18 protein-coding genes are annotated in these 20,307 nt (G+C 67.2%); 13 read left to right on the forward strand and 5 right to left on the reverse strand.

Annotated elements, in window-relative coordinates:
* Positions 1–13: 13 nt before the first annotated feature.
* From BN976_RS26160 to BN976_RS26170, 3 genes are read right to left on the reverse strand one after another with little or no spacing between them, the layout of a single operon-like run.
* On the reverse strand, positions 14–520 hold the full coding sequence (locus BN976_RS26160; RefSeq protein WP_036375585.1) for a nitroreductase family deazaflavin-dependent oxidoreductase: 507 nt from the start codon (positions 518–520) through the stop codon (positions 14–16).
* A 10-nt stretch (positions 521–530) separates the two neighbouring features.
* Positions 531–914 carry a DUF8021 domain-containing protein gene (locus tag BN976_RS26165; protein ID WP_036375375.1) on the reverse strand — a complete coding sequence of 128 codons (384 nt, stop codon included), beginning with the start codon at positions 912–914 and terminating at the stop codon, positions 531–533.
* Between the two features lie 10 nt (positions 915–924).
* Positions 925–2,088: a steroid 3-ketoacyl-CoA thiolase gene (locus BN976_RS26170; RefSeq protein WP_036375378.1), complete on the reverse strand. Its 1,164-nt coding sequence runs from the start codon at positions 2,086–2,088 to the stop codon at positions 925–927.
* A gap of 121 nt (positions 2,089–2,209) precedes the next feature.
* On the opposite strand from BN976_RS26170, the gene BN976_RS26175 reads away from it, so the two are divergent.
* From BN976_RS26175 to BN976_RS26200, 6 genes are all read left to right on the forward strand, one after another.
* On the forward strand, positions 2,210–3,469 hold the full coding sequence (locus BN976_RS26175) for a cytochrome P450 (RefSeq protein ID WP_036375381.1): 1,260 nt from the start codon (positions 2,210–2,212) through the stop codon (positions 3,467–3,469).
* Positions 3,470–3,504: 35 nt separating this feature from the next.
* Positions 3,505–4,506: an acyl-CoA dehydrogenase family protein gene (locus BN976_RS26180; RefSeq protein ID WP_036375384.1), complete on the forward strand. Its 1,002-nt coding sequence runs from the start codon at positions 3,505–3,507 to the stop codon at positions 4,504–4,506.
* Positions 4,506–5,669: an acyl-CoA dehydrogenase FadE29 gene (gene fadE29 / locus BN976_RS26185; RefSeq protein WP_036375387.1), complete on the forward strand. Its 1,164-nt coding sequence runs from the start codon at positions 4,506–4,508 to the stop codon at positions 5,667–5,669. Before BN976_RS26180 ends, fadE29 begins: the two co-directional genes overlap by 1 nt.
* 95 nt (positions 5,670–5,764) lie before the next feature.
* On the forward strand, positions 5,765–6,715 hold the full coding sequence (locus BN976_RS26190) for a bifunctional MaoC family dehydratase N-terminal/OB-fold nucleic acid binding domain-containing protein (RefSeq protein WP_036375390.1): 951 nt from the start codon (positions 5,765–5,767) through the stop codon (positions 6,713–6,715).
* A complete protein-coding gene (locus BN976_RS26195) occupies positions 6,712–7,113 on the forward strand; it encodes a MaoC family dehydratase (protein ID WP_011782395.1) in 402 nt (133 codons plus the stop codon). The genes BN976_RS26190 and BN976_RS26195 overlap by 4 nt, the downstream gene beginning before the upstream one ends.
* Positions 7,113–8,270, forward strand: coding sequence for a 17-hydroxy-3-oxo-4-pregnene-20-carboxyl-CoA lyase (locus tag BN976_RS26200; protein WP_011782394.1), 1,158 nt, complete (start codon positions 7,113–7,115; stop codon positions 8,268–8,270). The genes BN976_RS26195 and BN976_RS26200 overlap by 1 nt, the downstream gene beginning before the upstream one ends.
* A gap of 3 nt (positions 8,271–8,273) precedes the next feature.
* Here the strand turns inward: BN976_RS26200 and BN976_RS26205 are convergent, their stop codons facing one another.
* A complete protein-coding gene (locus BN976_RS26205; RefSeq protein WP_051558566.1) occupies positions 8,274–9,527 on the reverse strand; it encodes a glycosyltransferase in 1,254 nt (417 codons plus the stop codon).
* 206 nt (positions 9,528–9,733) lie between these two features.
* On the opposite strand from BN976_RS26205, the gene BN976_RS26210 reads away from it, so the two are divergent.
* Genes BN976_RS26210 through BN976_RS26240 form a run of 7 tightly spaced genes read left to right on the forward strand, consistent with a single transcriptional unit; the run spans position 9,734 to position 18,360 of the window.
* Positions 9,734–11,206 (forward strand): lipopolysaccharide biosynthesis protein, encoded by a 1,473-nt coding sequence (locus tag BN976_RS26210; protein WP_036375393.1) that lies wholly within the window; start codon positions 9,734–9,736, stop codon positions 11,204–11,206.
* Complete coding sequence (locus BN976_RS26215) at positions 11,203–11,823, forward strand: YveK family protein (protein ID WP_011782391.1); 621 nt, start codon at positions 11,203–11,205, stop codon at positions 11,821–11,823. Before BN976_RS26210 ends, BN976_RS26215 begins: the two co-directional genes overlap by 4 nt.
* Positions 11,820–13,835 (forward strand): O-antigen ligase family protein, encoded by a 2,016-nt coding sequence (locus BN976_RS26220; RefSeq protein WP_036375396.1) that lies wholly within the window; start codon positions 11,820–11,822, stop codon positions 13,833–13,835. Before BN976_RS26215 ends, BN976_RS26220 begins: the two co-directional genes overlap by 4 nt.
* Positions 13,835–15,016, forward strand: a complete 1,182-nt coding sequence (locus BN976_RS26225) for a glycosyltransferase family 4 protein (RefSeq protein ID WP_036375399.1) — start codon at positions 13,835–13,837, stop codon at positions 15,014–15,016. The genes BN976_RS26220 and BN976_RS26225 overlap by 1 nt, the downstream gene beginning before the upstream one ends.
* Complete coding sequence (locus BN976_RS26230) at positions 15,016–15,972, forward strand: hypothetical protein (protein WP_011782388.1); 957 nt, start codon at positions 15,016–15,018, stop codon at positions 15,970–15,972. Before BN976_RS26225 ends, BN976_RS26230 begins: the two co-directional genes overlap by 1 nt.
* A gap of 10 nt (positions 15,973–15,982) precedes the next feature.
* Entirely contained in the window at positions 15,983–17,131 is a 1,149-nt protein-coding gene (locus BN976_RS26235) for a glycosyltransferase (protein WP_036375402.1), read from the forward strand.
* A complete protein-coding gene (locus tag BN976_RS26240; RefSeq protein ID WP_036375405.1) occupies positions 17,128–18,360 on the forward strand; it encodes a glycosyltransferase in 1,233 nt (410 codons plus the stop codon). Before BN976_RS26235 ends, BN976_RS26240 begins: the two co-directional genes overlap by 4 nt.
* Here the strand turns inward: BN976_RS26240 and BN976_RS26245 are convergent.
* A complete protein-coding gene (locus tag BN976_RS26245; RefSeq protein WP_036375408.1) occupies positions 18,357–20,240 on the reverse strand; it encodes a hypothetical protein in 1,884 nt (627 codons plus the stop codon). The genes BN976_RS26240 and BN976_RS26245 overlap by 4 nt on opposite strands.
* Positions 20,241–20,307 lie beyond the last annotated feature (67 nt).

A 20,307-nucleotide genomic window follows, 5' to 3' on the forward strand; every position in this document is an offset into this window, starting at 1 on the left:
AGCGTGCGCAGAATTACCGCGAATCTGGATCGCAGATCAGGATCGGGATCTGGCGGTCGGTGTAGGAGCGGTAGTTCGCGAAGTCCGGGTACATCGCGTCGAGCTTGGGCCAGTACTCGTCACGCTCGGCATCGGTCGCTTCGCGCGCGATCAGCTTGAGCTTCTCGTTCTTGATCTGGAACGTCACCGCAGGGTTGGCCTTGACGTTCAAGTACCACATCGGGTTTGTGGCGCGACCGCCCTGCGAGGCGACCAGCACGATCCGCTCGCCCTCGCGCAGGAACAACAGCGGGCTCTCCCTGGGCTGCCCGGACTTGCGGCCGATCGTGGTGAGGATCCCGACCGGAGGTGGCGCCGAGAACCGGTTGGAGCCGAGGCGCCAGTTGTAGCCGATCCGCCCGCCGGTGGCCTTGTAGGCCCACGTGTTGAACTTCGACATCCACTTGATGGCGACTCCGACGGCCTTGGAGTTGAGGTTCTCGACCTGCTTGGGGGTCAGCGGACGCGGGGATTGGGCCATGGCGTGCACCTTAACGGGTCAGGAACGGACGGATGGAGGCCTTGATGTGGTGGATCTGCGCCCGCCCGGACGGGTCGTCGGCCGGGATCAGAAACGTCTCGTCGATGCGCGCGCCGACGCGGCGGCCGGCCAACGAGGGCTTGGTGGCGAGCTCGAAGCGGGCACGGACGGTGTCGCCGTCGAGCGTGAACTCCGGCGCCGTCACATCCCGGATCACCCGGTATTGCAGGCCACGGTTGAGGCTGCGGCGCAGGTGATCTCCCGAGAAGCCGGTTTTGAGCCCGACCTCCACGCGGGTGCACCCGGGCGCGAACGGCACATCATCGGCCCGGTGGGTGGCCAACGCGCTGATGTAGGCCTGGGCCGCGGCGATACGGTCCGCGTCCGGAATCATCGGCAGGCCTCTAGATCCGCTCGATGATCGTTCCGGTGGAGAGTGCGCCGCCGGCGCACATGGTGATCAGCGCCGTCGCCTTGTCGGTGCGTTCCAGCTCGTGCAGCGCGGTGGTGATCAGCCGGGCGCCGGTGCTGCCCACCGGATGTCCGAGCGCGATGGCGCCGCCGTTGACGTTGACGGTGTCCATGTCGGCCTCATGCACCCGGGCCCACGACAGCACCACGGACGCGAAGGCCTCGTTGATCTCGGTGATGTCGATGTCGCCCATCTTCATGCCGGCCTTCTCGAGCACCCTGGCGGTCGACTGGACGGGGCCGTCGAGGTGGTAGTAGGTCTCGGCGCCCACATTGGCCTGCGCGACGATGCGGGCGCGCGGCTTCAGGCCAAGAGCCTTCGCCTTGTCCTCATCCATCCAGAGCACCGCGGCCGCGCCGTCGGAGATCTGCGAGGACGTCCCGGCGGTGTGAATCCCGCCCTCCATCACCGGGTTCAGCGCCGCCAGCGCTTCGGCGGTGGTGTCACGCAGGCCCTGGTCGCGGGTCACCGGCGCCCACTCGGCGGTCGGCTGCTTGTTCTCGTCGAGCACCGGAGCCGAGATGGGCGAGATCTCCCGGTCGAACCGGCCCTCGGCCCAGGCCTGCTTGGCCTTGGCCTGCGACGCCACGCCGAGCGCGTCTACGTCGGCACGGGTGATGCCGCGCCGCTTGGCGATCCGCTCGGCAGCCTCGAACTGGTTGGGCATGTCGATGTCCCACGACGAGGCGCGGATGATCGAACGGTCCGGCCCGGCGTTGGCGCCCAGCCCGACCCGGCTCATCGCCTCGATACCGCACGCGATGCCGACGTCGATGGCCCCGGTGGCGATCAGGCCGGCGATCAGGTGGTTGGCCTGCTGCGCACTGCCGCACTGGCAGTCGATGGTGGTGGCGCCGACATGCTCGGGCAGACCCGCGGTCAGCCAGCCGACCCGGGTGATGTTGTTGGACTGCTCGCCGAACTGGGTGACGCAGCCGCCGATGACCTGCTCGACCATTCCTGCGTCGATGCCGGCCTTCTCCACGAGCGCCTTCTGCACCGCGCCCAACAGCTCGGTGGCGTGCAGACCGGACAACCATCCGTTGCGTTTACCGATGGGGCTGCGAGTGGCTTCGACGATGACAGGGTTACCCATTGCGTCAGGCTAGAACACGTTTCATTACTCTGACAAGCGGCGATGCCGCCGCGCCTTTTATCTGCGGTGGAGGCATGTTTTACTGGCACTAGAACACGTTGCAATTGAGGAGTGCTTTCCTATGCCTGGCCCCAATTCCTGCCCCATCAGTCCCGAGTTCGATCCCCTCGACGCGAGCCTGAACCTCGAGCGTCTGCCCGTAGAGGAGTTGGCCGAACTCCGCAAGGCCGAGCCTGTCCACTGGGTCGACGTGCCGGGCGGCACGGGCGGCTTCGGAGACAAAGGTTACTGGCTGGTCACCAAGCACGCAGACGTCAAGGAAGTGTCCAAGCACAACGAGATCTTCGGCAGCTCCCCCGACGGCGCCATCCCGGTCTGGCCGCAGGAGATGACGCGTGAGGCGATCGACCTGCAGAAGGCGGTCCTGTTGAACATGGACGCACCGCAGCACACCCGGCTGCGCAAGATCATCTCCCGTGGATTCACCCCCCGCGCCGTCGGACGGCTCGAAGACGAACTGCGGACCCGCGCCCAGCGGATCGCCGCGACCGCCGCGGCCGAGGGCTCCGGAGACTTCGTCGAGCAGGTGTCCTGCGAGTTGCCTCTGCAGGCCATCGCCGAGCTGCTGGGCGTACCGCAGGAAGACCGCGACAAGCTTTTCCGCTGGTCCAACGAGATGACCGCCGGCGAGGACCCCGAGTACGCCGACGTCGATCCCGCGATGTCGTCGTTCGAGCTGATCACCTACGCGATGAAAATGGCCGAGGAGCGGGCCAAGAACCCGACCGAGGACATCGTCACCAAGTTGATCGAGGCCGACATCGAGGGCGAGAAGCTCTCCGACGACGAGTTCGGCTTCTTCGTGGTGATGCTCGCGGTGGCAGGCAACGAGACCACCCGCAACTCGATCACCCACGGCATGATCGCGTTCTCCCAGAACCCCGAACAGTGGGAGCTGTACAAGAAGGAACGTCCCGAGACCGCCGCCGACGAGATCGTCCGCTGGGCGACCCCGGTTTCGGCGTTCCAGCGCACCGCGCTGGAGGACACCGAACTCGGCGGCGTACAGATCAAGAAGGGCCAGCGCGTGGTGATGTCCTACCGCTCGGCGAACTTCGACGAAGAGGTGTTCGAGAACCCGCACTCGTTCGACATCATGCGCAACCCGAACCCCCATGTCGGCTTCGGCGGTACCGGCGCCCACTACTGCATCGGCGCCAACCTCGCCAAGATGACGATCAACCTGATGTTCAACGCGATCGCCGATGCGATGCCGGACCTCAAGCCGATCGGCGACCCGGAGCGGTTGAAGTCGGGCTGGCTCAACGGGATCAAGCACTGGCAGGTTGACTACACGGGTACATGCCCGGTCCAGCACTGACGGGCTGACAGGCCCAGAGGCTCAAGGAGGAGTCGGTGGATTTCAGTCCAGACGAGGGGCAGCAGGCTGTCGCCGATGTGGTGACGTCGGTGCTCGAGCGGGACAACACCTGGGACGCTCTGGTTTCCGGGGGTGTCACGGCGCTCGGCGTGCCCGAGCGTCTCGGCGGTGACGGCGTCGGCTTTGCCGAGATGACGACGGCCCTGACCGAGATCGGCAGGCACGGCACCATCAGCCCGGCGCTGGTCACGCTCGGGACGACGGCGGTGCTGCTCGACCTGGCCTCCGAGGCCCAGCAGGACCGGTACCTCGGCGGTGTCGCAAAGGGGTCGGTGCTGACGTTGGCGCTGAACGAGCCGGGTGCGCAGTTGCCGGTCCGGCCCGCTGTGACACTCTCCGCGGGAAAGCTCAACGGCACCAAGGTGGGCGTCGGATATGCGGCGCAGGCCGAGTGGATCGTGGTGACGACCGACAACGGCGTCGTGGTGGTCCCCGGCAAGGCCGACGGCCTGACGGTCACCAAGACGCCGACGTCGAACGGATCCGACGAGTACGTGCTGGCCTTCGCCGACGTCGCTGTCGCCGACGCCGACGTGCTGGAAGGGGCGACACCGCATCGGGTCAACCAGCTGGTGCTCGCCGCCGTCGGCGCGTTCTCGGCCGGGCTGGTCGCCGGCGCGCTGCGCCTGACCGCGGACTACGTGGCGACCAGGGAACAGTTCGGCAGACCGTTGTCGACGTTCCAGACGGTGGCCGCCCAGCTCTCGGAGGTCTACATCGCCTCGCGCACCATCTCGCTGCTCTCCACATCGGTGGCGTGGCAGCTGACCGAGGGCCGCGATGCCGCCGACGATCTGGCGGTCCTGGGTTACTGGCTGGCATCGCAGGCCCCGCCGGCGATGCGACTCTGCCATCATCTGCACGGCGGCATGGGCATGGACATCACCTACCCCATGGACCGCTACTACTCCTCGATCAAAGACCTGACCCGGTTGCTGGGTGGTCCGTCGCACTGTCTGGATCTGGTGGGAGCCTGATGTACATCGACCTGACACCCGAACAGCGGCAGCTGCAAGCCGAACTGCGGCAGTACTTCTCGACTCTGATCACGCCCGACGAGGCGGCGGCGATGGAGACCGACCGGCACAACGAGGCCTACCGCGCGGTCATCAAGCGGATGGGCTCCGACGGCAAGCTCGGGGTGGGCTGGCCCAAGGAATACGGCGGCCTGGGCTTCGGCCCGGTCGAGCAGCAGATCTTCGTCAACGAGGCCAACCGGGCGGATGTTCCGCTGCCGCTGGTGACCCTGCAGACGGTGGGCCCCACCCTGCAGGTGTACGGAACCGAGGAGCAGAAGAAGAAGTTCCTTCCCGGAATCCTCTCCGGCGACATCCATTTCGCGATCGGCTACTCCGAACCCGACGCCGGCACCGACCTGGCGTCGCTGCGGACCACCGCGGTCAAACATGGCGACGAATACATCGTGAACGGGCAGAAGATGTGGACCACCGGCGCCCACGACGCCGACTACATCTGGCTGGCCTGCCGCACCGACCCGGAAGCGGCCAAGCACAAGGGCATCTCGATCCTGATCGTCGACACCAAGGATCCGGGCTACTCGTGGACACCGATCATCCTGTCCGACGGGGCACATCACACCAACGCGTCGTACTACAACGATGTGCGGGTGCCCGCCGACATGCTCGTCGGCGAGGAGAACGGCGGCTGGAAGTTGATCACCACCCAGCTCAACCACGAGCGGGTCGGTCTCGGTCCGGCGGGGCGCGTCGCGGGAATCTACGACCAGGTGCACGCCTGGGCCTCGAAGCCGGGCTCGGACGGGGTGATACCGGTCGAGCACGACGACGTCAAGCGGCTGCTCGGCCAGATCAAGGCGATCTGGAGGGTCAACGAACTGCTCAACTGGCAGGTGGCGGCATCGGGGGAGACGATCGCGGTCGCCGACGCAGCTGCCACCAAAGTCTTTTCCACAGAACGCATCCAGGAGGTCGGTCGGCTGGCCGAGGAGATTGTCGGCGGCTACGGCAACCCGGCGGATCCCGAAACCGCAGAACTGCTCGACTGGCTGGACAAGATGACCAAACGCAACCTGGTCATCACCTTCGGCGGAGGTGTGAACGAAGTGATGCGGGAGATGATCGCGGCGTCGGGTCTGAAAGTCCCGAGGGTGCCACGGTGATGAGCGCTTGCGCGAAGAACGGACAATCGGGATGAGCGCTTGCGCGAAGAACGGACAATCGGGATGAGCGCTTGCGCGAAGAACGGACAATCGGGATGAGCGACCTGCAGTCCGCCATCGCGGAAATCAAGGCCGCCGGCCGCAGCAAGCCGCGCGCCGGCCGGGATCCGGTGAACCAGCCCATGATTCATCATTGGGTCGACGCCATCGGCGACAAGAACCCGATCTACGTCGACGACGAGGCCGCGAAGGCCGCCGGGCACCCCGGAATCGTGGCGCCGCCTGCGATGATTCAGGTGTGGACGATGGGCGGGCTCGGGCAGGGCCGCTCGGACGACGATCCACTGTCGAAGATGATGAAGCTGTTCGACGACGCCGGCTATGTCGGGGTGGTCGCCACCAACTGCGAGCAGACCTACCATCGTTACCTGCAGCCGGGCGAGGAAGTCACCATCGCGGCCGAGCTCACCGACGTGATCGGGCCCAAGCAGACCGCTCTGGGTGAGGGTTTCTTCATCAACCAGAAGATCACCTGGCAGGTCGGCGACGAGGATGTCGCCGAAATGATGTGGCGCATCATGAAGTTCAAGCCTGCCGAGCGAGCCAAGGGCGCGCAGGTTCCCGAAGATCTGGACCCGGACAAGCTGATGCGGCCCGCGTCGTCCCGGGACACCCAGTTCTTCTGGGACGGCGTGAACGCCCACGAGCTGCGGATCCAGCGCCGTCCTGACGGCACGCTGCAGCATCCGCCGGTGCCCGCGGTGTGGCAGTCCCAGGACGCACCGATCGATTACGCGGTGGCCTCGGGCAACGGAACCGTCTACAGCTACGTCGTGCACCACGCGCCCAAGGTGCCCGGCCGCACCCTGCCGTTCGTGATCGCCCTCGTTGAACTGGATGAAGGAGTGCGCATGCTGGGTGAGCTGCGCGGTGTCGACCCGGACCAGGTGGAGATCGGATTGCCGGTACGCGCAACGTATATCGATTTTCCGGACAGCGAGGTCAGCCCCGCATGGACGCTGTACGCGTGGGAGCCGGTGCGGTGAGCGCGCCCGCTCTGGAGGTCGGGACCAAGCTGCCCGAGCTGAAGATCTACGGTGACCCGACGTTCATCGTCTCCACGGCCATCGCCACCCGCGATTACCAGGACGTGCACCACGACCGGGACAAGGCGCAGGCCAAGGGGTCCAAGGACATCTTCGTCAACATCCTGACCGACACCGGTCTGGTGCAACGCTATCTGACCGACTGGGCGGGCCCGACGGCGCGGATCAAGTCGATCGGCCTGCGCCTGGGCGTGCCGTGGTACGCCTACGACACCATCACGTTCACCGGTGAGGTCACCGCCGTCGACGACGGTGTGGCCACCGTGAAGGTGTTGGGCAGCAACAGCCTCGGCGATCACGTCATCGCCACGGCGACACTATCTTTGGGGGACCGCTGATGCTCTCCGGAAAGGCCGCGATCGCCGGTATCGGCGCGACCGATTTCTCCAAGAACTCCGGCCGGAGCGAACTTCGCCTGGCGGCCGAGGCCGTCCTCGATGCGCTCGACGACGCCGGGCTGACACCGTCCGATGTCGACGGCCTGGTGACGTTCACCATGGACTCGAACCTGGAGACCGCGGTCGCGCGTTCCACCGGGATCGGGGACCTGACGTTCTTCAGCCAGATCGGCTACGGCGGCGGCGCCGCGGCCGCGACCGTGCAGCAGGCTGCGCTGGCCGTCGCGACCGGGGTGGCCGAAGTCGTTGTGGCGTACCGGGCGTTCAACGAGCGCTCGGAGCACCGCTTCGGCCAGGTGATGACCGGCCTGACGGTCAACGCGGATTCCCGCGGCGTCGAGTACAGCTGGTCCTATCCGCACGGGCTCAGCACCCCGGCCGCGTCGGTGGCGATGATCGCCAGGCGTTACATGCATGAATACGGCGCCACCAGCGCGGATTTCGGTGCCGTGTCGGTGGCCGACCGCAAGCACGCCGCGACGAACCCGAAGGCGCACTTCTACGGCAAGCCGATCACCATCGAGGACCACCAGAACTCGCGCTGGATCGCCGAGCCGCTGCGGCTGCTGGATTGTTGCCAGGAAACCGACGGTGGTGTCGCCATCGTCGTCACCACCCCGGAGCGCGCCAAAGACCTCAGGCACCGCCCGGCGGTCATCGAAGCGGCCGCCCAGGGTGCGGGCGCCGACCAGTTCACCATGTACTCGTACTACCGCGACGAGCTCGGCCTGCCGGAGATGGGTCTGGTGGGGCGGCAACTGTGGGAGCAGAGCGGCCTGTCCCCCGAGGACATCCAGACCGCGATCCTCTACGACCACTTCACCCCGTACACACTGATCCAGCTCGAAGAGCTCGGGTTCTGCGGCAAAGGGGAGGCCAAGGACTTCATCGCAGGCGGCGCGATCGAGATCGGCGGCCGGCTGCCGATCAACACCCACGGCGGCCAGCTGGGCGAGGCCTACATCCACGGGATGAACGGCATCGCCGAAGGTGTGCGTCAGCTGCGTGGGACCTCGGTCAACCAGGTGCCCGATGTGGAGCATGTGCTGGTGACCGCGGGCACCGGGGTGCCTACGTCGGGGCTGATCCTGGGCTGAGGCTCACAGTGTGAACGCGCGGTCGTAGACCGCGAACACCGCATCGCGCGAATAGGTCGACGCAAAATGTTCCCGAGCCTCGTCGGACACCTCTGCGTTGCGTTCGACTGAGGTCAGGGAGCAGAGCAGGTCCGCCGTCGCGGCGGCGTCGTCGGCAATCAGGATGCCGGTGCCCGGCCCGCTGTCGATCCCCTCCGCCCCGACCGTCGTGGAGATCACCGGCAGCGACCGTCTCAGTGCCTCGAACACCTTGAGCTTGATGCCCGAGCCGAAGCGCAGAGGGTTGATCAACGCGGCCGCACCGTTGAGTGCGTCGTCCAGATCGGGGACGTAGCCGGCGACCGTCACGCTGCCGGCGAGTTCGGCGGTCAGGGCCAGCAGTCTGGGCGAAGCGTCGCGACCGATCACGGTCAGGTGGGCATCCGGCATCCGGGCGAGCACGAGCGGCCATGCCGTCCGTAGGAACGACTCCAGCCCGTCCTCGTTGTGCGGCAACGACAACAGCCCCAGGAAAATGAATTCCTTTGTGCCCCGGTATGTCCGGCCTGACGACGCCACGATGTTGAGCAGCGGCGGCACGCACTGGATACGACCGGGGGCCACGCCGGTTCGCCGCTGCAACTGAGCTGTCTCGCCGGAGTTCAGCAGCAGGCAACGACCGAACCTGCGGGCCGCCCTGTCCTCGCTGCGCAACACCAGCCTGCGCTCGAGGCGAAGCAGCGCTGACTGGCTGACGCGGTGCGTTGCCAGCGGTTGGAGACGCTTGGGCACGTGCTCGGCGAAGTTGCCGAGCGGGCTCAACTCGACATCGGGGTAGCGGGCGGCAGCCTTGAGCATCCGGTCGTAGCGTTCGGAGAACAGATCGTCGAGGTAGCAGATCGAGTTTGCGGCGATGTCGTCGGATGCGTACTGCGCCATCCGGACCGTGTCGTAGATCCGCAGTCCCGGCTTGATGTCCTCGAGGATCTGGGTGATGGCCTCCATGGTCTGCCGCGAGCCGAGGAATGCTTCTTGAAGACTGGCTCGACCGGTCGCCACCCTGGCCGCCACATTGCGGAGGACGTCGACGCGGCGGGGGCCGGGTACCTCGTGAAGTTGCACGGGAAAATTCTCACGGCGCGCTGTTCCGACCTTGATGTAGTGCACGTTGTCGGCGCCGTGGCGGTCGGCCAGGTAATCGACGAAACCCGCCAACACCACTTTCTTGCCAGCATCGGTGGGGTACGGGTCCACTGCACTGATCAGCGCGACTGACACGACGCCATGATGGCACGAAGAAATCGCAGGAGCGGGCCTTTGCCCAGCGCCTAGCCGGTAACCTCGGCTGCTAGTTGGGGGAGCGCGGTGTCGCGCCGTGGGCGGGGGAGGGTGGTGTGACGGGCTCGGAACCGGCAGACGCACGTCCGCCGGACGCGAACCCCGCATCGGCATCGGCCGAGGGGGGCGGGGGCGATGACCGTGCCATGCCGTCGACCGCGCGGCAGACGGCATGGAACTACCTGGTCTTCGCGCTGAGCAAGAGCTCGACCCTGCTGATGACGATCGTCCTCGCCCGCATTCTGACCCCGACGGAATTCGGCATCTTCGCCCTGGCGGTGCTGGTCGTCAACCTCTTCGACTACGTCAAAGACCTCGGTGTCGCCGCAGCGCTGGTGCAGAACCGGCGGGAGTGGAGCATCCTCGCGCCGACCGGGCTGACCCTCTCGGTGCTGTTCGGTCTGGGCGCCAGCGGACTCCTGGCGGCCACCGCCGGCATCGCCGCGCGTGCCCTCGGCCAACCGGAACTCACCGACCTGATCAGGATCTTGGCCGTCGGACTGGCGATATCGGCACTGAGCACCATCCCGGCGGCGTGGCTGCGAAGGTCGATGAACTTCTCGGCCCGCCTGATGCCGGAGTTCGCCGGCGCGGCGACCAAGGCCGGGCTGACCATCGGGTTGGCAGCTGCGGGGTACGGCGTGTCGAGCCTGGCCTACGGCCAACTGGCCGCCGCGGTGGTGATGACGGTGTTGTATTGGCGGGTCGCGCACATCCGCCCGAGGCTTGCCTTCGACAGCGCGGTGTCCAGGGAGCTGATCCGGTTCGGGGTGCCGGTGACGGCCGTGACGCTGCTCGCCTACGCCATCTACAACGTCGACTACCTCGCGATCGGCGAGCGACTGGGTGCCACCGAACTCGGGCTGTACACCATGGCGTACCGCATCCCGGAACTCCTGGTGTTGAGCATGTGTGTGGTGATCAGCGAGGTACTGTTCAGCGCGCTGTCGGGGCTGCAGGACGATCGCACGCGGCTGACCGGGCACTACATGCAGGCCCTCACCGTGGTGGCTGCCCTGACGTTTCCCGTCGGAGTCGGTCTCGCCGTCGCGGCGCAACCGCTGGTGGGCACCCTCTACGGCAGCGCTTTCGCCGAATCGGCCCCGATACTCTCGGTGCTGGCGATCTACACAGCCGTGTACTCGGCCTCGTTTCACGCCGGCGACGTCTTCAAGGCGATCGGGCGCCCGGGCATCCTGACCGCGATCAACGCCGGAAAGCTCGTCGTCCTCGTCGGGCCGATCTGGTGGGCTGCCGGGCACAGCGCCTTGATGGTCGCTGTTGCTCTTCTGGGCGTCGAGGCGCTGCACTTCGTGGTCCGCATGTCGGTGCTGCACCGGCTGATGGGCACCCCGTGGCGGTCCATTGCGGGGGCGTTGTGCCGTCCGGCCGCCGCGGCGGTGCCGATGGGCTTGGCCCTGCTGGCTCTCGGCCGTGTCACCGATGGACTCGCCGACCCACTGGAACTCGTGGTGTTGGTCCTTGTCGGCCTGTGCGTCTACGGCCTGATATTACGATTTACCGCAGCGCAGCTTGTCAAGGCTGCGTTCGGGATGGTGCGGCAACGGCTTTCTCGGTCCGCGGCGGCATCAGCGACGACGGCGAAAGAAGGGCCATGACGAAGCGCCGAATGTTGATCGCGGTCCTCGCAGTGCTCGGCGCTGTCCTCGGGGCGGGGATCGGAGTCTTTGCCGTTGCCGCCCCGAGCCGGTACAGCGCCTCTGCCGATGTCGCGTTTCTGCCTGCACCGAATCTGACCACCGTAGAGGCCTCGGACTTCTGGGAGGTTCTGACCCGCGGCCAGGTCACCCGGACCGCGGCCATCGTCTACGACGATCCCCGCTGGCTCCCGTCCGCGGCCGACGCGGCGAAAGTCCCGCGCGACGACCTGACACTGGAGGCGGTGGCGCTCCCGGACACCACGATGTTGACGGTGACGGTGTCCGCCGGTTCGGCGGGCGCTGCCGAGGCGGCGCTGAACAACGTGCTGACCACCGCCACTCCGGAGGTGAGTTCGCTTGTCGCACCGTATTTCGTCAAGGTGCTGTGGCCGCCGGAGAACAGCGCGTGGCCGGAAGCCTCACCGGGGCGGCTGCAGTTGGCGGCCGCCGGTGCGCTGGGCGGGTTTCTCATCGGCGCGGGCATCGGGTGGTTGGTCCAGCGGCGACGCGGTGATGCCGGGTCGCCGGGTAAGCACTCAGATGGCTCAACCCACGGCGCCCCACCGGGCTCATGACCGGCTCCACCCGCGTCAGCCAGGGTGAGCTCGCGGGACTCGTTGTCGCGGTGGGCTTCGTCAGCATCGGGTCGCTTCTCGTTTTCGGATCGCGCAGCACGCTGCTTCTGATCGCCGCGCCGATCGGGGCGATCGCGTTGTTTGTCGTCGCCCGACGCCCGGTGCTGGCGCTGAGCATCATGGTGGTCATCGAGTTCGCCAATCTGTCCGGCCTTCTCGCGCCGAAGACCGGCCTCCCCATCTTTCCGGCGTCGCTGTTGCTGGGGCTGATCGCCGTCGGATTCGCGCTGCGCGATCCACAGTGTCGGGGCCGGATCAACGGCTGGACAGCGGTCTGTGCGGGATTGCTCGCCGTCTATCTGGCCACCCAGGCGGTCGCGGGGATCGGAAGCGTCGATACCGCAGAATCCGTTGCGATCCTGCAGCGCCACGTCATCGATTGCGTTTTCGTCATGGTGGTGCTGGTGCTGGTCCAGGTCACGGCACGACCCTGGACGGTGGCCGCCGTCATCGTCGTGACGTTGGCAGCGTTGTGCACGCTCACCGTGATCAGCCAGGTTGTCTACGGTGGTGCCGCGACGTTCGGCGGGTTGTCCACGGTGACAACGGCATCTGGAGAGATGGTCACCACGTTGCGCTACGGCGGTCCGCTTCCGGACTCGAACTTCTGGGGTCGGCACCTCGTCATGGGGTTGCCGATGGCCGCTGCGCTGATGACGCGCGCCCTCCGGTCCGCCCGCCGGGCGACGGCAGCGCCCTGGGCGATTGCACTTGCCCTGCTGCTCTGCGGCATCTACCTGACACAATCTCGTGGCACGTTCCTCGCCGCGGGTGTCGCGATCGTGGTGTGGTTCGTGGCCGTCGACCGCGCAGTCCGGCGGTGGGCGCTGATCCTAATACCGCTCGGCGTCGCCGTCTTCGCTGTCCCGGGCGTGGGCAACAGGATGGTGGCCGCATTCGAGGACTTCACCCACGCACAGGTGCAGACCGACATCGACCCTTCGGTCGTGCAGCGGATCTCTGCCCAGCAGCAGGCGTGGCTGATGTTCAACGAACGCCCGACTTTCGGATTCGGCCCTGCGACCTTCCCCGGCCAGGTGATCAACTTCGCCGACCGCACCGACATTGCTCCTCGCGATCCGACCAACGCGCCCCACAATCTCTACGCCGAACTCGCCGCCGAGTCGGGATGGGTCGGCCTGCTCGGCTGGACGGTGGTGATCCTCGGGTTCCTGACGATCACAGTCTTGGGCATCCTCGCGAATCCCTTTCGGCGCGACCGTGTCCTGGCCGCAGCGGTATGCGCGGCGATCGTCGCGTGGTCGGTGGCCAGCATCGGGCTGCACATGGCCTACTTCCGGACGTTCGGGGTGGTGCTCGCCCTCGTCGGTGCACTTGCGCCGATGTGGCCGGTGCCGGCCGAACCCGTGCGCAGGCTGGTCCACGGTGTGATCACTTGGGGCACCGCGGGTCTGCTCGGGTTCGCCGCATTCTGGATCTTCCTGTCAGCGAACAGCTCTGCGGCCGTGACCGCCCGTCAGCCGATGACGCTGGTCCCCGCGGGGCCCGTCGACGGGTGGTACGCCTACGCCCTTGACATCCGCTCCCGCGCCGAACTACTGCCCACTGTCGCACGTCTGTTGGAAGACCCTCGGTCGCCGGTCGACATCATTGCCGACCCGGCGCGCGGCGTGCTGATATTCACGGCCACCGCGGACAACGTCGACCGGGCGCGCACCGATATCCAACGCGCAGCCGCGCATGCGGAAACGGCCCTGCACAGCGCAATCGGCTATCAGCAGTACTCGCTGCAGACTGTCGGCAGCATGCGCGCCCAGACCACGCGGCAACCCTCACCAGGCACGCTGATCGTCGCCATCGGCGTGGGGGTGGGCACCATGCTCATCGTCCGCGCGGTGTGGCTGCGGGCGGCAACCCGGCGGCGCACCGGCGCCGTTGACGATCGACCCACGACCCGGGAGGCGACATCGGTACCCGCGGCAAGCCCATAGTGCTCGTCGAGCTTTCACCCTCCGGGGGACTGTTCCAGTTCGCGTTCGAGCTGGGTAGCGCTCTGGCCGCCCGCGGCGAACGGGTGGAGCTGTGGACCGGTCCGCGTCCCGAATTGGCTTCGTCACAGCCGGGTTTCACCGTCCGGCCGGTGTTGCCGACGTGGCACCCCGGCGACACGGGTGTGCATTCCCGCGCATTCCGGCTCGCGCGGAGGGGGTTTCGCGCGGGACAGTTGATCTTCGCCTGGACGGTACTGAGCGTTCGCCTGCTCGCCGCCCGGCCTCATGCGGTGCTCTGGTCGCAGTGGCGCTTCGCGTTCGAGCCCATGTTCGTGGTCGCGGTTTCAACGCTGTTGAGATCGAGCATTCTCGGTCTCATCGCCCACGAGCCGGTGCCGCGGTCGGACGCCAAGGACACCAGCACGGCCAAGGCCGGGGCGCTGCTCACCAGAGCCTTCCGTGCCGCCTGGCGACGACTGGATGTGGCCTTCGTTCTCGGACCGCGCACGCGTGATCTCGCTGTCACCCACTGGCAGCCGCGGTGTCCGGTCTATGTCATCCCGCACGGTGCTGAGCCGGGGGTTCGTGGGGGCCGTTCGGTGCGGCCGGTGGCCGACACAGAACCCGTGGTGCTCTTCTTCGGGGTGTGGGCCAAATACAAGGGAATAGAGGTGCTGCTCGACGCCTTCGCCCGGGTGCGCGCCGAGCTGCCGGAATCACAACTGGTTCTGGCGGGGGATGTCGGCGCCGATATCGACCTGCCGTCGGTGTTGGATCGCGCCGGGCAGATCGGCAACGTCGACGCACGCCCCGGCTATGTGGCGATCGACGACGTGGCGGCGCTGTTCGACGCCGCCCGTGTGGTGGCAGTCCCCTACATCCGCGCCACACAGAGCGGGGTCGCCCACCTGGCGTTCACTTTCGGCCGTCCGGTCGTCTCCAGCGTCGTCGGAGACCTTCCGGAGGTGATCGAGGACCGCGTGACCGGCTTGCTGGTCGAACCCGACGACGCCGACGGACTCGCCGCTGCGCTCGTGGAACTGTTGAGAAACCCGTCGCTGGCGGCCACTTTGGGCGCGGCGGGGGAGCAACGCGTCAATGACGCATGGACAACAGCGGCGGCGCGCGTCTGCGACGCGCTGGCTGAAGCGGCGACGGTCCGCTCCCGCAGGGGAGACTGATGGCTGTCACGGGCCGGCCCGACCGGATCATGGTGCCCCGCGTCTGCGCGCTTGTCGCGGCTCTGGCAGTCGTCGTGGGTGGCGGAACATCGTGTTCGTCTCCGTCCGCCTCCGGGGCGCTCGCCAGTCCGTTCGACGCCTCCAGCCCGTGGCGTCAGGTGATCCCGGCGGATGCCCCCGTCGACCCGAACAGCACGGCGATGATCGCTTCCGTGCAGCCGACTCCGGCGCTGAACGCGAACCTGGTCGCGTACGGCATCCCGATCTACGCGGCCGGCAGGGACACCCCCACCTACGCCGTCGCGTGTACCCGGGTCGACTACGGCCTATGTCCGTTCGCCGGCTGGCCGGTCGCCATTCCCGATGGGGCAGAACCCAATACGGGCTCTGACGGGGTCCTCGTCAGCGTTCAGGAATCGAGCGGGATCATCTTCGAGTTCTGGCGCGCGGTTCGCGACGGCGAGACATGGACAACTGCTTTCGGGGCGGTGAACAGTCTCCACGGATCCGGCTGGGGCGGAGCCGCCACCGGTTCGGGTGCCTCCCGGCTTGCCGGCGTGGTGCGGGTGGCCGAGATCGCTGACGGCGAGATCCCCCACGCCCTGGCCCTGCAGTCCAACAACGCATGCCCGACCTTTCGTGCACCCGCATTGAAGAGCGACGGCACGTCGACGCGAGCCGACTGCATTCCCGAAGGCGCCCGTCTCCAGCTCGACCCGGAACTGGACCTCGGTTCGTTGGATCTGCGGCCCGGCGAGCTCGCTGTTGCGCGGGCGATGCAGCGCTACGGTGGCTATCTGATGGATGTGGCGAACACACCGCTGAGCGTGAGTTTCGAGCGCGAGGCTGACCCGGCCGCGGATGAGGTGGGCCAGACCTACTCCGACGCAGGTTTCCGTTGGGACTACGACGCGATGGAGAACGTTCCGTGGGACAAACTCAGGGTGCTGAAATGACGGTGGTGAAATGACAAGAGGAATCAGCGCGCTCGTGCTCATCGACGCGTTTCGGATGGGCGGAGCGGAGACTCTTCTGGCCCCGATGATCGTGGCGTCCCGCGACACGGACGTCAGCATGGACGTGGTCAGCATCTCACCGGCGGACTGGAACTCCGAAAAGACCATGGCGATCCTGGCCGACGCGGGGATCGCGACCCGGTCGCTGGGAATCCGCCGGCTGCTCGATCCGGTTGCGTTGCCGCGGTTGGTGAAGACAATCAGGCAGGGACGGTACGACATCGTCCACGCCCATCTGGAGATGGCGATGACGCTGGCGGTTCCAGCCGCGGCGTTGGTCGGCCGGCCCGCAGTGTGCACCTTCCATCACGTCGCGCGTCCGTTGCAGGGCCGGGCGGCCTGGCGCGAACGCCTGGCTGTCGAGGCGGCAACCCGTTCCCGGCGTGCGCTTTTCGTGTCCGAGGCGTCACGTCGTTCGTTCGCGCAGACCTACCGGCCGAACCGCATGCCCAAGAACTGGGAGGTCATGCACAACGGCATCGACATCTCGAATTTCTCTCCCGGCCAGGCTGATCCGCGGGTCCGCAGCGAGCTCGCGGCAGGCACTCAGGGTCCTGTCGTGGTGCTGCCGGCGGCGTTTCGCGACTTCAAGGGCATTCCGGTGGCGATCAAGGCGTGGCCGGCGGTCAAGCAGAGGTTCCCCACCGCGGTGCTCGCTCTGACCGGGGGAGGTGAGCTGGAAGGCGAGTTACGACGGCTCGTCGCCGACCTCGGGTTGGGTGACTCGGTGAATTTCGTGGGCGTGCGTACGGATATGCCGGAGGTCTACCGTGCCGCCGATGTCGTGGTGCTGCCGTCGACACATGGCGAGAACCTGCCCACGGTACTGATCGAGGCATCGGCGACGGCATGCGCCATTGCAGCGTCGCGGGTCGGCGGGATTCCGGACATCGTCCTCGACGGCGCGACCGGACTGCTGTTCGAGCCGGGATCGGCCGACGGGTTGGCCGAGGCGGTCTGCCATCTCCTCGACGACGTCGAACTGCGCCGGCGGATGGGCGCCGCGGCCAGTGAGCGGGCGCGAACCGAGTTCTCGGCGACAGCATGGCTGGCCCGGCTGCGGACGACATACCTCGAGGCGATGGGCGTTCCCCGGTGAGCCGGAGAGACGTCGTCTATCTGGTGTCACGATTTCCGGTGACGTCCGAGACGTTCATCGTTCGTGAGATCGAGGCGCTCGACCGGTCGGGCAAGTTCCATCTGGAGATCAGGTCGCTGTTCCCGTCGCCGGATGAACCGGTGCACGACATCGCGCGGCGATGGAGCAGGCACCTTGTCCGGCCCACCGCCCGGGATGCCGCGACCGGCTTGGCATGGGCCCTGCTGACGCGGCCGATCGCTGTCATGTCGGTGCTGGCGACGGTGACGTCCGGCTACCTCAGGCGTCCGCCGCTGCTGGTGCGCGCGCTGACCACGGTGCCGATCGCGTGCGCACACGCGCGAGATCTGGCCCGACGGGGCCGTCCGTGTCATGTGCACGCGCATTACGCGACCTATCCCGCCCTCGCCGCATGGGTGTGCCGACGGCTGGCCGGAATCTCCTACAGCTTCACCGTCCACGCACACGATCTTTATGTCGACATGTCGATGCTCGACAGGAAGATCGCCGACGCCTGCTATGTGGTGACGATCTCGCAATACAACCGCGCCCTGCTGGAGCAGCACAATTCGAAGGGCACGCCGATTCGTGTCGTCCATGCCGGTATCGATTTGGGGGCCTATCGGTTTCGTGCTCGGGGGGTGCCCGCCGAGGGTGAGGTGCGAGCGCTGACGGTCGCCTCGCTTCAGCAGTACAAGGGCCACGCCGTGCTGCTGGAAGCACTCGCGATGGGCGGTCCCGAAGTCGACCGCATCACGCTGGACCTCATCGGTGACGGCGTGCTGCGCGGTGATCTCGAGGCCCTCGTCGATCGGCTGGGGCTGCGGGACAGGGTTCGCTTTCTGGGAAGTTGCAGCGAGGAGGCCGTGCGGGCCGCGCTTGACGCCGCGGACCTGTTCGTCCTGCCGAGCATCGTCGCCGACGACGGCCAGATGGAAGGCCTCCCGGTTGCTCTGATGGAGGCCTTGGCCTGCGGGGTGCCTGCCGTCTCGACCAAGCTCTCCGGGATCCCCGAGATCGTCGTCGACGGGGTCACCGGCCTGTTGGCGACCCCCGGTGACGCCGCCAGTCTGAACGCCACGCTCACGGCGATGGTTCAGCGCGGAACTGCCGCGGTCGAATTCGCGGACGCCGGCCGGGCGTTGGTGTCTCGCGAGTTCGATCTACGGGAGTCGATCGCCGCACTGACCGGGCTGCTGGACGAGTATCTTCCGCCGGTGGCGAGCTAGGCCTGCCTGTCGCTGTCGCTGTCGCTGTCGCTGTCGCCCGGCGAACCGCCACCCGTCGCCCGTCGGCGGGTGCCCAGCCAGTAGGCCGCGATGCCGATCGCAGCCGCGGCGACCACGCCACCGGCGATCCACCACGTCGGTACGCCCTCGCCACCTTGCTCTTGGTCATCCGTACTTGTCGCCGTGGGCGGACCGTAGACGCTGAGTGTGTTTCGCCCCGGAACCAGTTGCGGCTCAGCGCCTTCGATGGCCACCACGGCGTTGCCGCGCAGTCTCGACCAGCCGCGCGGGTCGTCGTTGAGCCATCGCAGCAGTTCGTCGAGTTGCGCCGCAACCCCGTTCGACGTCGCGATCAGCAGTGGGCGCTGTCCCTCGGAAACCGTTTGCAGCGAGCCGAACCGAATGCCGGGATCGAGCGTCAGCGTCGTCTCCCGGTCGTCATCGAAACCGGTGAGGGTGAGCTGCTGGCCGTCGCTTCTGACCGGAAGCTGGATCGACGGGTCCGTCCACCCGTCCGCGCTGACGAGAACCGCCGGTCCGTCGCCGTCGATGGCCTGCTGCAGAGAGGTGACCTCCGTCTGCAGGGGGACAACGCTCAGGCGCTGGAGCCCCAACACGATCTGCACCGCGCGTGCGGTGTCGACAAAGCTGTCCGGGTTGATCCCGACCGCCATGCGCGGCATCAAGGCCTGCGGCAGCGCGGCGAATCCGGCCGAGAGCGGTGGCGCAGCGGGGGTGCTCTCCACGACGGTGCTGCCGGCGATCGTGAGGGTGATCGGCCTGAAATCGTTGCAGCGCCCGATATATCCGCTGGTGTCGAGTCCGACGACGACACTGGTGTACCGCGCAACGAGGCGACCGGGCACGTCGACCCACCGGTCGATGTTGCCGTCCGCGCCTGCCTGCCAGGTATCGATGATCTGGCCGTCCACCGATGCGGTCATCTGAGCACCGACCTCGGGTGGGACCGGCGTGTGCGTGCCCAGCAAGTGGAGTCGGAATTCCTGTGTGGCGTGGCCGAACCGGGTCTGGTCCAACGCGATGCTCACCTGTGGAGCCACTCCGATGTTGGACAGGTTGGTCGTACCCAGCTGCGCCAGGGTCGCCGAGTCGCCCGGCGGCGCCGGCTCGGGGCGCAGTTCACCCGCAACAGCGCTGGTGCTGACCGCCATGTCCAGGGAGCTGTCGGTCAGCAGTCGGGCCTGGTTGGTCAACTGGTCCGGCGGCCCGGAGATCAACAGTTGCGGGTCGTCGCCGCCTGCGAGTGAAAGACCTTCCTCCGCACCCTCTTTGACGACGATCCGGCGTTCCAGGGGTTGCGCAGGCCCGCCGACCGTGGTCGCGTCCGCGGGCAGCGGTACCACGTTTATCTGTGGCGCCTGGGCGCGGTAGCGCGCTTGCAGGGCCGCCGCCAACTGCACTGCCGTGTCGGATTCGGCTTGCGTCGGCGTGTCCGGCAGGCCGATCGTGACAGTGCGTAGCACCGGCGGAAGGAAGTCGGCGACGGTGCTCGGCGGGGACACCGTTCCGGTGTAGGTGATCGATCCGTTGACGAGGCCGACCGGGTTCTCCTCGTCCAGGCAGTAGCCCTCTTCGGCGAGGCCGGTGAGCTTGAGGGTCACGGTCGCGGAATCGTCGACAACTTCGACCGAGTCCAGCGGGATGACAACAGGCGCGAAGTCCGTCAGAGGCAACGCGACCTTGCTGACGAGCCGATCGTCCTGGGTGACGGACAACGTCCCGGATCTCATGGCGAACGGGAGGTTCAGTGTGGCGTTCAGCGTGGCCGGTCTCAGTCCCGGAGCCACCGGGAACGACAGTGTGGTCTGGCTCGTGTTTCCGTAGAACCACAGCGTGGTGGCCGAACCGGCGTCGGTCAAAGACAGTGTGGTGGTGCCGATCGCAGGGTCGGAGCCCCCGTCCGGCTGCGCGTGGGCCGGCGGCGCA

Origin of the sequence: Mycolicibacterium austroafricanum, assembly GCF_000612725.1 — a bacterium.
Lineage (GTDB): Bacteria > Actinomycetota > Actinomycetes > Mycobacteriales > Mycobacteriaceae > Mycobacterium > Mycobacterium austroafricanum.

Excerpts from the sequence above, each read along its gene's own strand:
- BN976_RS26165 (WP_036375375.1), bottom strand. The coding sequence starts at position 914 with ATGATTCCGGACGCGGACCGTATCGCCGCGGCCCAGGCCTACATCAGC.
- BN976_RS26175 (WP_036375381.1), top strand. The coding sequence starts at position 2,210 with ATGCCTGGCCCCAATTCCTGCCCCATCAGTCCCGAGTTCGATCCCCTC.
- BN976_RS26200 (WP_011782394.1), top strand. The coding sequence starts at position 7,113 with ATGCTCTCCGGAAAGGCCGCGATCGCCGGTATCGGCGCGACCGATTTC.
- BN976_RS26160 (WP_036375585.1), bottom strand. The coding sequence starts at position 520 with ATGGCCCAATCCCCGCGTCCGCTGACCCCCAAGCAGGTCGAGAACCTC.
- BN976_RS26190 (WP_036375390.1), top strand. The coding sequence starts at position 5,765 with ATGAGCGACCTGCAGTCCGCCATCGCGGAAATCAAGGCCGCCGGCCGC.
- BN976_RS26220 (WP_036375396.1), top strand. The coding sequence starts at position 11,820 with ATGACCGGCTCCACCCGCGTCAGCCAGGGTGAGCTCGCGGGACTCGTT.
- BN976_RS26215 (WP_011782391.1), top strand. The coding sequence starts at position 11,203 with ATGACGAAGCGCCGAATGTTGATCGCGGTCCTCGCAGTGCTCGGCGCT.
- BN976_RS26235 (WP_036375402.1), top strand. The coding sequence starts at position 15,983 with ATGACAAGAGGAATCAGCGCGCTCGTGCTCATCGACGCGTTTCGGATG.
- BN976_RS26210 (WP_036375393.1), top strand. The coding sequence starts at position 9,734 with ATGCCGTCGACCGCGCGGCAGACGGCATGGAACTACCTGGTCTTCGCG.
- BN976_RS26230 (WP_011782388.1), top strand. The coding sequence starts at position 15,016 with ATGGCTGTCACGGGCCGGCCCGACCGGATCATGGTGCCCCGCGTCTGC.
- fadE29 (WP_036375387.1), top strand. The coding sequence starts at position 4,506 with ATGTACATCGACCTGACACCCGAACAGCGGCAGCTGCAAGCCGAACTG.
- BN976_RS26170 (WP_036375378.1), bottom strand. The coding sequence starts at position 2,088 with ATGGGTAACCCTGTCATCGTCGAAGCCACTCGCAGCCCCATCGGTAAA.